Origin of the sequence: Leclercia sp. UBA7405 (assembly GCF_037152215.1) — a bacterium.
GTDB lineage: Bacteria > Pseudomonadota > Gammaproteobacteria > Enterobacterales > Enterobacteriaceae > Enterobacter > Enterobacter pneumoniae.
This window is the reverse complement of the sequence record NZ_JBBCMR010000001.1, coordinates 211,117-223,442: the sequence shown is the minus strand read 5'-3', so window position 1 is coordinate 223,442 and position 12,326 is coordinate 211,117. Positions and strand designations below refer to the sequence as shown.

The following is a 12,326-nucleotide window of genomic DNA, read 5'->3' as shown; positions in this document are numbered from 1 at the left end:
GGAGTGAGGGAGAAAACCGGTCAATCCCCTCTCCCTGAGGGAGAGGGTTAGGGTGAGGGGGAGAACTTACTTACGACGCCAGGTCGTCCCCTGAGGACCATCTTCCAGAATGATACCCATCTCGGTCAGACGATTACGCGCTGCATCTGCTGCCGCCCAGTCTTTCGCCTGACGCGCTTCCAGACGAGCCGTAATCAACGCCTCGATCTCCGCCACTTCGCCGTCGTCCGCCTGCGCGCTACTCTGCAGGAAGGTTTCCGGCTCTTGCTCCAGCAGGCCAAGCACCGCGGAGAGCTTACGCAGATGGGCAGCCAGCGCATTGGCGGCCGCGGCATCTTCCGTTTTCAGGCGGTTTACTTCACGCGCCATATCGAACAGCACGGAGTAGGCTTCCGGGGTATTGAAGTCGTCGTTCATCACCTCAACAAAGCGGGCTTCAAACGCCTCGCCGCCGGCCGGTGCGACAGATTTATCGGTACCGCGCAGCGCGGTGTACAGACGCTCCAGCGCCGAACGTGCCTGCTTCAGGTTCTCTTCGCTGTAGTTCAGCTGGCTGCGGTAGTGGCCAGACATCAGGAAGTAGCGCACGGTCTCCGCATCGTAATACTTCAGTACGTCGCGCACGGTGAAGAAGTTGCCCAGTGATTTGGACATCTTTTCACGATCGACCATCACCATCCCGGAGTGCATCCAGTAGTTGACGTACTCGCCGCCGTGGGCGCAGGTGGACTGGGCAATTTCGTTCTCATGGTGCGGGAACATCAGATCCGATCCGCCGCCGTGGATATCAAAATGGTTACCCAGCTGTTTGCAGTTCATGGCGGAACACTCGATGTGCCATCCCGGACGGCCTTCGCCCCATGGCGACGGCCAGCTTGGTTCACCCGCTTTGGACATCTTCCACAGGACGAAGTCCATCGGATTACGCTTCACATCCACCACGTCTACGCGCGCACCGGCCTGCAGTTGCTCCAGATCCTGGCGAGAGAGCTGGCCATATGCCGGGTCAGTCGGCACGGAGAACATCACGTCGCCGTTGTCAGCCACATAGGCATGACCGCGCTCGATCAGTTTCTCGGTGATCTCGATGATCTCGTGGATATGGTGGGTGGCGCGCGGCTCGTTGTCCGGGCGCAGGATATTCAGGGCATCAAAATCTTTGTGCATTTCGGCGATCATTCGATCGACCAGCGCGACAAAGTTCTCGCCGTTTTCATTAGCACGCTTAATGATTTTATCGTCAATGTCGGTAATGTTACGCACGTACTTCAGGTTGTAGCCCAAAAAACGCAGGTAACGCGAAACCACGTCAAACGCAACAAAGGTACGGCCATGGCCAATATGACAGAGATCGTAAACCGTAATACCACACACGTACATGCCGACTTCCCCGGCATGGATAGGCTTAAATTCCTCTTTTTGGCGCGTCATTGTATTAAAAATTTTTAACATCGAAGGTTCCATATGAGACGTGTGTGGATAGAAACTTTCTTATCATACCTATTATTCATCATCGAAGCAGCACACAATGCAAGGTGATCGCGTCCAGTGGTTATGCTATAACAAGCCCCTATATGTGGCCCGAACCGGGGTCGAAGCACTGCAATAACAGAACAGGATGCAAAAATGGTTACTTTCCACACTAATCATGGCGATATCGTAATCAAAACCTTTGATGACAAAGCGCCTGAAACAGTTAAAAACTTCCTGGACTACTGCCGCGAAGGTTTCTACAACAACACCATTTTCCACCGTGTGATCAACGGCTTTATGATCCAGGGCGGCGGTTTTGAACCTGGCATGCAGCAGAAAGAGACCAAAGAAGCGATCAAAAACGAAGCGAACAACGGTCTGAAAAACACCCGTGGTACGCTGGCGATGGCCCGTACTCAGGCTCCTCACTCTGCCACTGCTCAGTTCTTCATCAACGTAGCAGACAATGACTTCCTGAACTTCTCCGGTGAGAGCCTGCAAGGTTGGGGTTACTGCGTGTTCGCTGAAGTGGTAGAAGGGATGGACGTGGTTGATAAAATCAAAGCTGTCTCTACTGGCCGTAGCGGCATGCATCAGGACGTTCCAAAAGAAGACGTTGTGATTACAAGCGTGACCGTCAGCGAATAATTCGTGGCGACACTCTTTATTGCAGATCTCCATCTGCAAACAGAAGAACCGGCGATCACCGCCGGTTTTCTGCGTTTTTTACGCGGTGAAGCGAAAAGCGCCGATGCGCTTTATATTCTGGGTGACCTGTTCGAAGCCTGGATTGGCGACGACGATCCTAACCCGCTGCACCGCGAAATCGCTGCCGCCATCAGAGCGCTGGTCGATGCCGGTACGCCCTGCTTCTTTATTCACGGCAATCGTGATTTCCTGATTGGTCAACGCTTTGCCCGCGAAAGCGGTATGACCCTGCTGCCCGAAGAGCAAGTGCTGGACCTCTATGGCCGCAAGGTGCTGATCATGCACGGTGATACGCTGTGCACCGACGATACCGGGTACCTGGCGTTTCGCGCTAAAGTTCATACCCCCTGGATCCAGGCCCTCTTCCTCGCCCTGCCGCTGTTTATCCGCAATCGCATCGCCGCCAAAATGCGTGCGGGCAGTAAAGCCGCTAACAGCAGCAAATCCATGACCATCATGGATGTGAACCCCCAGGCGGTTGTCCGCGTGATGGAAAAGCACCAGGTTCACTGGCTGATTCACGGCCATACCCATCGTCCTGACGTGCATAACCTTATGGTCCACGGCGAGCCAGCCCACCGTGTAGTATTAGGTGCCTGGCATACGGAAGGCTCGATGGTCAAAGTGACCCCGGACGGCGTCAAACTCATCGCGTTTCCGTTCTAAAATCCCCGCCTAAAAATCATTCAAATATTTTGAATTGCACGCGCAAATTGTTTTGATTTTAATCACACTCTGGTCGGCCTATCATTATTCACATCAGGGCAACAACGCCCTACCCCAAACAAAACAGCTTAAGGATCACGACCATGAAATCCATCAAAACTTTCGTTGCAGTTGCCGCTCTTTCACTGATCTCTTTCGGTTCTTTTGCGCAGAGCGTGAGCACTACCGCCTCCACGATTGACCGTGCAGAAGCCAAAATCGCCGCTCAGGCCGCCCGCGAAGGTGCTTCATATAAAATCACCAGCGCTCAGTTCGACAACCGCGTGCACATGACCGCAGAACTGACCAAATAATTAACCTGATTGCCGTGCCGCCAGTGAGATGCCCAGCGACAGCGACAATATGATGAGCAAGGAACAGAACATGAAAAAAATGACCCTCGTCAGCGCCCTGCTGCTGGCCGCTTCACTGTCATCTGGCGCTATGGCTGCAGAAAACCGCTTCTCCATGCCGGAGGCGGGCTCTAATATGGACACGGTGATTCATGAGAATCATATCAATGTCAGCCACGCCTTCGACGAAGAGAGCCTGACCGCAGGTACTCTGCTGTAAATGAGCCTGAATTTATGACTAAAAAGACCGCCAAAAGGCGGTCTTTTTGTTGCTGCTTCCCCGCAATAAACGGGGAAGTTTTAGCCGCGCAACCGTTTTCCTTGCCTGTATTCCGTGCTATTCTCTGTGCCCTCGAAAGCAGAGTGTTCCGCACCACAGGAGTTTTAAGACGCATGTCTTCCCGCAATAATCCGGCGCGTGTCGCCATCGTGATGGGGTCCAAAAGCGACTGGGCTACCATGCAGTTCGCCGCCGACATCTTTGACATCCTGAATGTTCCTCACCACGTAGAAGTGGTCTCCGCACACCGCACCCCCGATAAACTGTTTAGCTTCGCCGAAAGTGCAGAAGAGAACGGCTATCAGGTGATTATTGCCGGTGCGGGCGGTGCAGCACACCTGCCGGGTATGATTGCCGCCAAAACGCTGGTGCCGGTGCTTGGCGTACCGGTACAGAGCGCGGCGCTGAGCGGCGTCGATAGCCTCTACTCTATTGTGCAAATGCCGCGCGGTATTCCTGTCGGCACCCTGGCGATTGGTAAAGCTGGCGCGGCTAACGCTGCGCTACTGGCGGCGCAAATCCTGGCGACCCATGATAAAGACCTTCACCAGCGTCTGGATGCCTGGCGTAAAGCCCAGACAGACGAGGTGCTGGAAAACCCGGATCCGCGGGGTGCGGCATGAAGCAGGTTTGCGTCCTGGGTAACGGTCAGCTAGGCCGCATGCTGCGCCAGGCCGGTGAACCGCTGGGGATTGCCGTCTGGCCGGTTGGTCTGGATGCGGAACCCGAAGCGGTTCCCTTTCAGCAGAGCGTAATTACTGCCGAAATCGAACGCTGGCCAGAGACCGCGTTGACCCGCGAACTGGCGCGCCATAACGCCTTTGTCAACCGTGATGTCTTCCCCATCATCGCCGATCGTTTTACCCAGAAACAGCTGTTCGACAAGCTGCACCTCGCCACCGCGCCGTGGCAGTTGCTGGCCGATAAAGGCGAATGGCCCGCCATCTTTGCGACCCTTGGCGAACTGGCGATTGTTAAGCGCCGCGTCGGTGGTTACGACGGACGCGGCCAGTGGCGTTTACGCGCACACGAAACCGCCGAACTTCCGGACGACTGCTACGGTGAGTGCATCGTTGAACAGGGTATCAACTTCAGCGGCGAAGTCTCGCTGGTGGGCGCCCGGGCTCATGATGGCAGCACCGTCTTTTATCCGCTGACCCACAACCTGCATCAGGACGGCATCCTGCGTACCAGCGTCGCTTTCCCGTTGGCCAATGCCGAACAGCAAGCGCAGGCAGAGAGCATGCTCAGCGCCATTATGCAGGAGCTGGGCTACGTGGGTGTGATGGCGATGGAGTGTTTTGTCACCCCTGGCGGCCTGCTGATCAACGAGCTGGCGCCCCGCGTCCACAACAGCGGCCACTGGACGCAAAACGGCGCCTCCATCAGCCAGTTTGAGTTGCACCTGCGCGCCATTACCGGCCTGCCGTTGCCGCAGCCGGTGGTCAATAGCCCGTCGGTGATGATCAACCTGATCGGCACCGATCTCAACGACGACTGGCTGAAACTGCCGCTGGTGCATCTGCACTGGTACGACAAAGAGGTGCGTCCGGGTCGTAAGGTGGGTCACCTCAACCTGAACGATACCGATACGGGCCGCCTGAGCGCCACGCTTGAAGCCCTGGTTCCGCTGCTGCCGGCAGAGTACGCCAGCGGTATCGCCTGGGCGCAGGCAAAGCTGCAGTAATCCCTTCCGTCGGGGAGTTGACCTTCCCCCTCCCCGGCGTACAATCCCGCCCATTGCTTTCGCTTCTCCTGGAATGATCATGAACAATGGAACGGATTACCGCGCCATTCTGGCTGCCGGAACGCCCCTGCTTGACGTACGCGCCCCTGTCGAATTTGCCCAGGGCAGTATGCCTACTGCCCTGAATCTGCCCTTGATGAATGATGATGAGCGCGCCGCGGTGGGCACCTGCTATAAACGTCAGGGCGCCGACGCCGCACTGGCGCTGGGCCATCGGCTGGTCAGTGGCGTAACCCGTGAAGCGCGTATTCACGCCTGGCGCGACGCCTGTCTGGCCCATCCTGAGGGCTACCTCTGCTGCGCTCGTGGTGGGCAGCGTTCACACATTGCGCAGGCATGGCTAAAAGAGACGGGCGTGGAGTATCCGCTGATTATCGGGGGCTACAAAGCGCTGCGTCAGGCCGCGATACAGGCTACCGACGAGCAGGTTAAAAAAACGCTGGTGCTGGTGGGCGGCTGTACGGGCAGCGGCAAAACGCTACTGGTGAAACAGCATCCTGACGGGATCGACCTGGAAGGGCTGGCGCGCCACCGCGGCTCCTCTTTTGGCCGTACGCTCAGGCCGCAGCTTTCACAGGCGAGCTTTGAAAACGCTCTTGCCGTTGCGTTACTGCAAAAGGCCGCACCGCGCTGGGTGCTGGAGGATGAGGGGCGGATGATTGGTTCGAATCATCTTCCTGAAAGCCTGCGTGAGCGCATGACTAACGCTCCCATTGCAGTCGTAGAAGATCCCTTTGATGTTCGTCTGGATCGCCTGCGCGAGGAGTATTTTGTCCAGATGTGGCAGGCATTTCTCGGCGCATACGGGGAAATGCGCGGCTGGCAGGAGTACAGTGACTATCTGCACCAGGGTCTGTACGCTATCCGCCGTCGCCTGGGTTTACAGCGCTTTGCTGAACTCACGGCCTTGCTGGAGCGCGCGCTCATTGCGCAGCAGCGCACCGGCGGCACGGAGGCCCACGACGCCTGGCTTGCGCCGCTGCTCAATGACTATTACGACCCTATGTACCGCTATCAGCTTGAAAAGAAGGCTGACAACGTGGTCTTTCGGGGCACCTGGCACGACGTGGCCGCCTGGCTGGCGGCTTAATTTAGCGGCGATCGTGGTTGTCGGCGCGTTTTGCCAGGCACCGAATACTTACACAATCTCCCCCAGCGGCGACAGTGCCTCGCTGCTACCCCGGTGGCCAGGCCACCGGGGCACACAACTTAGAAGTCGTAACGCAGACGTACCAGGTTCATGTCGCCCAGGTCGTCGGTGCTGGAGGTGAACACGTGCTCGTAATCCACGCGGAAACCGTAATCCAGCTGGAAGCTAATCCCCACGCCGTTGTCGATGCGCTGGTAGTTGCGACCATTCATGTACTCGATACGATCGCCCATGAAGTAAGGCTGGATGGATTTCACCGCATACTGACCGATCGGGAATTTATAACCGGCAAAGTACTCAATACCCCAGGCATCACCCGCGAAGTAGTGGTTCACGTCGGTTTTCTTGGTGGTCATGAAGTTCTGATACCAGCCGCCGCCCAGGGAGAAGGTCCACTGTTCTGGCGTCCAGCTCAGCGCCGTACCCAGGATGTTTTGATCGTAGGCTTTGCTGTCGCCGTTGCCCGGGTTACGCATTTCTGCGCGGGTGTAGTTCCATGCCGCACCCCAGGTGAGGTCGGTGGTCAGGTTGTAATCCACGCCCAGCGAGCCGCCGCCTTTACGCTTATAACGCATGCCGTCGTTCGCCAGATAGGTGCTATCCGCAAACAGGTAAGAGGCATAAATATTGGCATCGCCGATGGTTTTCTTATATTTCAGCATTTTGCGTGAACGGTAAGAGCCATCGTAATCGCCGTTAATACCGTTGCCCGATGCCTGGCCGATCATGTCGTAATCCCAGATATCGGTTTTCGCGCCCACCACATCGTAGTAAACACTGTTCTGCTGACCGAAGGTCAGGGTGCCCCAGGTGTCGCTCTTCAGACCGGTATAGAGCATACGACGCGAAGTATCGTGCGCGCCGTCAGCATAGTGGTTATCCCAGTTAAACTGAGCCGGAATATTCACGCCCAGCTCGTAGTAGCTCACCCAACTGATGTCATCAAACAGGTAGTAATCTGCCGCGAAACGGAAACGGGTACCGCCATCAAAGCCGTTACGCTTGTAGCCGTTTTTACCGTCATCGCCGGTCATGTTCTGGAATTGCGGACGGATACTGCCGCCTACGGTGAAGTTTAAACGGCTCAGCGGATTACCCGCCTGCGGATCTTGCTTCAGAATGGTAATCTCTGCCTGGGATGCGAAAGACGTCAATGCCACTGCCGCGCCGATGGCCACTGCCAGCGCTGTTTTATTTTTAGACATTATTATTCCTTGATAGACACTCTGCTATTTATTTAGCAGGCGAATATTAACCGGGATTTATCGCGCCGTGTTGTCCGGTTTTTAATGTTTTGTGCTGCTAACTATCAAGGAGTTATCTTTGTGTGCTACTAAAGAGGCACGTACCGGCATATCAACCGGTACGTGATGTTCACGAAGGGGAATTAACCGACAAACTGACGGAATAACGCTTTACCTTTCAGCAAGCGCGCTCCCAGCCAGCCGCCGCAAAGCGAGAGGAGAACCGCACCGCAGACAGGCAGCGTGATCCACAGGCGCCAGTCCGGCTCCCACGGGAAGTCAAAGACCCGGGTCTGCAATAGTGCCAGCGCCGTTTCGGCACCAATAGCGGCCACCAGCCCGGAGACCATCCCCAGCAGCGCAAACTCACACCACAGCGTGGTGCGCAGCAGTGATTTGCCGGCACCCAAAGTGCGGTAGACCACCAGCTCCTGATGACGCTGGCGCATGCCCACCTGCACCTGAGCCAGCAGCAGCAACAGCCCGCAGATTGTGACCAGCACCACCATCACTTCCAGCGCGCGGCTTACCTGCTCCAGCACCTGCCCGACCTGTTTCAGGATCGCGCCGATATCCAGCAGACTGATAGTGGGGAATTCCCGGTTGAGCTGCGTGAGCATGCCATTGCCGTTTTCCCAGCGGAAGCTGGTCAGCCAGCTTTGCGGCTGCCCGTCCAGCGCTCCGGGCGGGAAGATAAAGAAGAAGTTAGGCCGCAGGCTCTCCCAGTCCACTTTACGCAGGCTGGTCACTTTCGCACTGAAGTCCTGCGTATCGCCGGTAAAGGTCACCGTATCCCCGAGCTTGACGTTCAGACGTTTCGCCAGCCCCTCTTCCATCGACACTTCACCGGCCCCAGGCGGCCAGCTTCCCGCCGTGATCGGGTTGTGATCCGGACGTTTCTCCTGCCAGGTAAGGTTCAGTTCGCGGTTGAGCGCTTCGTCCTGATTACCTTCGGTCGCCTTGCCGTCAATTTGCGTCAGACGCGCCCGCACAATGGGGTAGAAGGAGTCCGGGACAATCTGGTGCTCTGAGAGAAACGCCTTCAGGGGCGTGATCTGTTCCGGCGCAATATTGATCAGGAAATAGTTCGGACTCTCCGGTGGAAGTTGCTGTTGCCAGCGATCCAGCAGATCGCCGCGCAGCACCAACAGCAGCGCCAGCAGCATAAACGAGAGCGAAAACGCGGAAAGCTGACTGAGCGTTGACCAGGGCTGACGCAGCAGGCGATTGATGGCCAGACGCACCGGCAGAGATTTAACGGTTAACCCTTTCAGCACGCTCAGCAGCATCCAGCCCAGCAGGCCACAGAGCAAGGCCAGCACAACTGCCCCCGCCAGTACCGCCCACAGCAGCATACTGCCGCCCATCAGCCAGGCGAGCAGCGCCACGACCACTGCCGTCATCGCTGGCAGATAGATTTTCAACGGCCAGACGCGCGCCACCGCATCACGGCGCAGTACCCGCAGCGGCTGGGTGGCCAACAACAGCCGGTAGGGACGCAGCCCCACCAGCAGCGAGATCACCCCCATCGCACCCATCGCCCAAAGCCATGGCCAGAGGCTGGCTGGCGGCAGCGCTGCAGGTAGCACCGGTTTGAGCAGCACCATCAGCACTTTTTCGAACAGCAGCCCCATTACACCGCCGGTGAGGGCTGACAAAGCCAATACCATCAGCCACTGACCGACAATCAGTTTACGCAGTTGCGCCCGACCCGCGCCGAGGGTTTTGAGGATTGCCACCAGATCGTAGCGACTGCGGCAGTAGTGGCTCATCGCTACCGCCACCGCCGCCACCGCCAGCAGCAGGGTTAACAGCGCCGAGAGCAGCAGGAATTGTTGAGAGCGCTCCAGCGATTTGCCCAGCGCCCCCTCATCCTGCTCTAGCCCATACCAGCGATGTTCGGGCTTGAGCTGTGGCAGGAGCCATTTCTCATAGGACTCGAGTTGAGCCGGGGTACCGGCAAATTTATAGCGCCAGGTGACGCGGCTGCCGGGCTGCACGGCGCCGGTTTTTTCCACGTCGGCCGTATTCATCAACAGGCGCGGGGCCATCTGAAAGGGGTTAAACCCGGAGTCGGGCTCCTGCACCACTTCACCTGCGATCCGGAGAGTGGCATCACCCACATCAATGCTATCGCCCGCTTTCAGGTTTAGCAGCGCCATCAAACGCGGTGCCAGCAGCACCGTCCCGGCGGCAGGCTTCATCCCCGGTGGCTGCGTCTGTAGCTCACCGTACATCGGGTAGCGATCGTCAACGGCTTTGACGCTGGCAAGCTGCGGGGTATCGGCGGCAAAGGTCATGGTCTGGAAGCTGAGCTGTTCGCTCACTTTCAATCCCTGCCGGCGGGCTTCATCAAGCCAGGCCTGCGGTACCTCGCGCGAGCTGCGCAACGCCCGATCCCCCGCCATAAATTCGCGGCTTTGCTGACTCAGGCCTTTCTCCATGCGATCGCTGACGCTCCCCAGCGCCAGTACGCAGGCCACCGCTAAGCTTAGCGCCATCCAGACTATCAGCAGCGAGGGGGAGCGCCATTCGCGCCAGAACCAGCGGGCAATCATGCTTCCTCCTGCAGTACGCCATTCACCAGACGCAGACGCCGATCGCAGCGGGCCGCCAGTTGAGGATCATGGGTCACCAGAATCAGCGTGGTACCGTGCTCACGGTTCAGGGAGAAGAGCAGATCGGCAATTTTATCACCGGTCTGGCGATCGAGGTTGCCGGTGGGTTCATCGGCAAAGAGCACCTCCGGGCGACCGTTAAAGGCGCGGGCCAGCGCCACGCGCTGCTGCTCGCCGCCGGAGAGCTGCGCCGGGAGGTGATCAAGGCGCTTGCCCAAACCCAGCTGTTCCAGTAAGGCTTTGGCGCTACGCCGGCTCTGGCTGCTGTTCTCGCCGCGCAGCAACCCTGGCAGTTCGACGTTTTCCAGTGCATTAAGCGTCGAGATCAACATAAATGACTGAAAGACAAAGCCAATATGTTTTGCCCGCAGCGCTGCACGCGCCTCTTCATCCATGCTGTGCAGCGGCTGGCCCACCAGCTTCACCTCTCCGCTGCTGCCATCATCCAGCCCGGCGAGGATCGCCAGCAGCGTGGATTTACCGGAACCGGATTCGCCAATCAGCGCGATGCTCTGCGCGCGTTTGACAATGAGTTCAACTCCGGTAAGGATGGAAAGCTCGTGCTCACCCTGACCCACGGACTTCTTAAGATGATGAACTTCAACAATGTTTTCCGCTGGCATTTGCCCTTCCTGTTTCTGATTCTGATGACATTCCGCGCCGCGGCGGCGGACACGTTATTAATTTTGGGCGACAGCCTGAGCGCGGGCTACCGGATGGCGGCGAATGCCGCCTGGCCCGCGCTCCTTAATGATAAATGGCAGACGCAAACTTCGGTGATCAACGGCAGTATCAGCGGCGATACCTCGCAGCAGGGGCTTGCCCGACTGCCCGCTCTGCTGAAACAACATCAGCCGCGCTGGGTACTGGTGGAACTGGGCGGCAACGATGGCCTGCGCGGTTTTCAGCCGCAGCAAACCGAGCAGACGCTGCGTAAAATTTTGCAGGATATCCGCGCCGCCAACGCGCAGCCGCTGTTAATGCAAATTCGCCTGCCCGCAAACTATGGACGTCGCTATAATGAGTCCTTCAGCGCGATCTATCCTCGTCTTGCCAAAGAGTTTGATATTCCTCTCCTGCCCTTTTTCATGGAAGAGGTTTATCTGAAACCACAATGGATGCAGGACGATGGTATCCATCCTAATCGCGATGCTCAGCCGTTTATTGCCGACTGGATGGCAACACGGCTGGCTCCTTTAGTTAAACATGACTCGTAATTCAGCGGAGATCCTGACAGGTAAAGTTATGCAAAAATCGGTCTTAATTACAGGATGTTCCAGCGGAATTGGTCTTGAAAGCGCCCTTGAGTTGAAGCGCCAGGGGTTTTGGGTGTTAGCCGCCTGTCGAAAACCGGAAGATGTCGAACGGATGAACGGCAAAGGGCTTACCGGCGTGCTGCTGGATCTGGACAGCCCGGAAAGTATCGACCACGCGGCCGAAGAGGTGATTGCTCTGACCAACGGCAAGCTATACGGCTTGTTCAATAATGCCGGATTTGGCCTCTATGGCGCGCTGCAGACCATCTCTCGCGAGCAACTCGAGCAGCAGTTTTCTGCCAACTTTTTCGGCGCGCATCAGTTAACCATGAAATTGCTGCCCGCCATGCTCCCTCACGGAGAGGGACGCATTGTGATGACCTCGTCGGTCATGGGACTTATTTCAACGCCGGGCCGTGGCGCCTATGCCGCCAGTAAATACGCCCTTGAAGCCTGGTCTGATGCGCTGCGCATGGAACTGCGTCACAGCGGTATCAAAGTGAGCCTGATTGAGCCAGGCCCAATCCGCACCCGCTTTACCGAAAATGTGAATCAGACCCAATCGGATAACCCGGTGGAAAATCCCGGTATCGCCGCACGTTTTACCCTCGGTCCGGAGGCGGTTGTCGCCAAAGTGCGCCATGCTTTTGAGAGCAATCGTCCAAAGATGCGCTATCCGGTCACGCTGGTGACCCATGCCGTTATCCTGCTGAAACGGCTGTTGCCTGGCCGGATAATGGACAAATTTTTACAGGGCTGAGTTGAAGCTAACCGCCCCGCCCCCATGTAAAT

Annotated in this window: 13 protein-coding genes; 9 read left to right on the top strand and 4 right to left on the bottom strand. The window is 57.3% G+C overall.

The window, feature by feature from the left end; all coding sequences use genetic code 11:
* Positions 1–66: 66 nt before the first annotated feature.
* Positions 67–1,452 (bottom strand): cysteine--tRNA ligase, encoded by a 1,386-nt coding sequence (gene cysS / locus WFN75_RS01055; RefSeq protein WP_040076833.1) that lies wholly within the window; start codon positions 1,450–1,452, stop codon positions 67–69.
* A 174-nt stretch (positions 1,453–1,626) separates the two neighbouring features.
* On the opposite strand from cysS, the gene ppiB reads away from it, so the two are divergent.
* The 7 genes from ppiB (at position 1,627) to mnmH (ending at position 6,356) form a co-directional block, all read left to right on the top strand.
* On the top strand, positions 1,627–2,121 hold the full coding sequence (gene ppiB / locus WFN75_RS01050) for a peptidylprolyl isomerase B (protein ID WP_040076834.1): 495 nt from the start codon (positions 1,627–1,629) through the stop codon (positions 2,119–2,121).
* Between the two features lie 3 nt (positions 2,122–2,124).
* Entirely contained in the window at positions 2,125–2,847 is a 723-nt protein-coding gene (gene lpxH, locus WFN75_RS01045) for a UDP-2,3-diacylglucosamine diphosphatase (protein ID WP_212476989.1), read from the top strand.
* A 143-nt stretch (positions 2,848–2,990) separates the two neighbouring features.
* Positions 2,991–3,200 carry a YdgH/BhsA/McbA-like domain containing protein gene (locus tag WFN75_RS01040; protein ID WP_046884410.1) on the top strand — a complete coding sequence of 70 codons (210 nt, stop codon included), beginning with the start codon at positions 2,991–2,993 and terminating at the stop codon, positions 3,198–3,200.
* Positions 3,201–3,270: 70 nt separating this feature from the next.
* Positions 3,271–3,459: a hypothetical protein gene (locus WFN75_RS01035; RefSeq protein ID WP_046884411.1), complete on the top strand. Its 189-nt coding sequence runs from the start codon at positions 3,271–3,273 to the stop codon at positions 3,457–3,459.
* 173 nt (positions 3,460–3,632) lie between these two features.
* Positions 3,633–4,142, top strand: a complete 510-nt coding sequence (gene purE, locus WFN75_RS01030) for a 5-(carboxyamino)imidazole ribonucleotide mutase (protein WP_046884412.1) — start codon at positions 3,633–3,635, stop codon at positions 4,140–4,142.
* Positions 4,139–5,206, top strand: a complete 1,068-nt coding sequence (purK, locus tag WFN75_RS01025; RefSeq protein WP_212476997.1) for a 5-(carboxyamino)imidazole ribonucleotide synthase — start codon at positions 4,139–4,141, stop codon at positions 5,204–5,206. The genes purE and purK overlap by 4 nt, the downstream gene beginning before the upstream one ends.
* Before the next feature lie 79 nt (positions 5,207–5,285).
* Positions 5,286–6,356 carry a tRNA 2-selenouridine(34) synthase MnmH gene (mnmH, locus tag WFN75_RS01020; protein WP_336995452.1) on the top strand — a complete coding sequence of 357 codons (1,071 nt, stop codon included), beginning with the start codon at positions 5,286–5,288 and terminating at the stop codon, positions 6,354–6,356.
* A 119-nt stretch (positions 6,357–6,475) separates the two neighbouring features.
* Here the strand turns inward: mnmH and WFN75_RS01015 are convergent, their stop codons facing one another.
* The 3 genes from WFN75_RS01015 to ybbA form a co-directional block, all read right to left on the bottom strand.
* Entirely contained in the window at positions 6,476–7,621 is a 1,146-nt protein-coding gene (locus WFN75_RS01015; RefSeq protein ID WP_336995451.1) for a porin, read from the bottom strand.
* 182 nt (positions 7,622–7,803) lie between these two features.
* Positions 7,804–10,218 (bottom strand): putative ABC transporter permease subunit YbbP, encoded by a 2,415-nt coding sequence (gene ybbP / locus WFN75_RS01010; protein WP_336995450.1) that lies wholly within the window; start codon positions 10,216–10,218, stop codon positions 7,804–7,806.
* The gene (gene ybbA, locus WFN75_RS01005; protein WP_336995449.1) at positions 10,215–10,901 is read right to left on the bottom strand and encodes a putative ABC transporter ATP-binding protein YbbA; all 687 of its coding nucleotides are present in this window, start codon (positions 10,899–10,901) and stop codon (positions 10,215–10,217) included. The genes ybbP and ybbA overlap by 4 nt, the downstream gene beginning before the upstream one ends.
* Between ybbA and tesA the strand changes: the two genes are divergently transcribed.
* Together tesA and WFN75_RS00995 are read left to right on the top strand one after the other, a co-directional pair.
* The gene (gene tesA, locus WFN75_RS01000; protein ID WP_040078576.1) at positions 10,872–11,495 is read left to right on the top strand and encodes a multifunctional acyl-CoA thioesterase I/protease I/lysophospholipase L1; all 624 of its coding nucleotides are present in this window, start codon (positions 10,872–10,874) and stop codon (positions 11,493–11,495) included. The two genes, ybbA and tesA, sit on opposite strands and share 30 nt — an antisense overlap.
* A complete protein-coding gene (locus WFN75_RS00995) occupies positions 11,485–12,294 on the top strand; it encodes an SDR family oxidoreductase (protein WP_154298746.1) in 810 nt (269 codons plus the stop codon). Before tesA ends, WFN75_RS00995 begins: the two co-directional genes overlap by 11 nt.
* The last annotated feature ends 32 nt before the right edge of the window (positions 12,295–12,326 follow it).

Coding starts and splice junctions, on each gene's coding strand:
- cysS (WP_040076833.1), bottom strand. CDS start 1,452: ATGTTAAAAATTTTTAATACAATGACGCGCCAAAAAGAGGAATTTAAG.
- WFN75_RS00995 (WP_154298746.1), top strand. CDS start 11,485: ATGACTCGTAATTCAGCGGAGATCCTGACAGGTAAAGTTATGCAAAAA.
- mnmH (WP_336995452.1), top strand. CDS start 5,286: ATGAACAATGGAACGGATTACCGCGCCATTCTGGCTGCCGGAACGCCC.
- purE (WP_046884412.1), top strand. CDS start 3,633: ATGTCTTCCCGCAATAATCCGGCGCGTGTCGCCATCGTGATGGGGTCC.
- ybbA (WP_336995449.1), bottom strand. CDS start 10,901: ATGCCAGCGGAAAACATTGTTGAAGTTCATCATCTTAAGAAGTCCGTG.
- ybbP (WP_336995450.1), bottom strand. CDS start 10,218: ATGATTGCCCGCTGGTTCTGGCGCGAATGGCGCTCCCCCTCGCTGCTG.
- WFN75_RS01015 (WP_336995451.1), bottom strand. CDS start 7,621: ATGTCTAAAAATAAAACAGCGCTGGCAGTGGCCATCGGCGCGGCAGTG.
- purK (WP_212476997.1), top strand. CDS start 4,139: ATGAAGCAGGTTTGCGTCCTGGGTAACGGTCAGCTAGGCCGCATGCTG.
- WFN75_RS01040 (WP_046884410.1), top strand. CDS start 2,991: ATGAAATCCATCAAAACTTTCGTTGCAGTTGCCGCTCTTTCACTGATC.
- WFN75_RS01035 (WP_046884411.1), top strand. CDS start 3,271: ATGAAAAAAATGACCCTCGTCAGCGCCCTGCTGCTGGCCGCTTCACTG.
- ppiB (WP_040076834.1), top strand. CDS start 1,627: ATGGTTACTTTCCACACTAATCATGGCGATATCGTAATCAAAACCTTT.
- tesA (WP_040078576.1), top strand. CDS start 10,872: ATGAACTTCAACAATGTTTTCCGCTGGCATTTGCCCTTCCTGTTTCTG.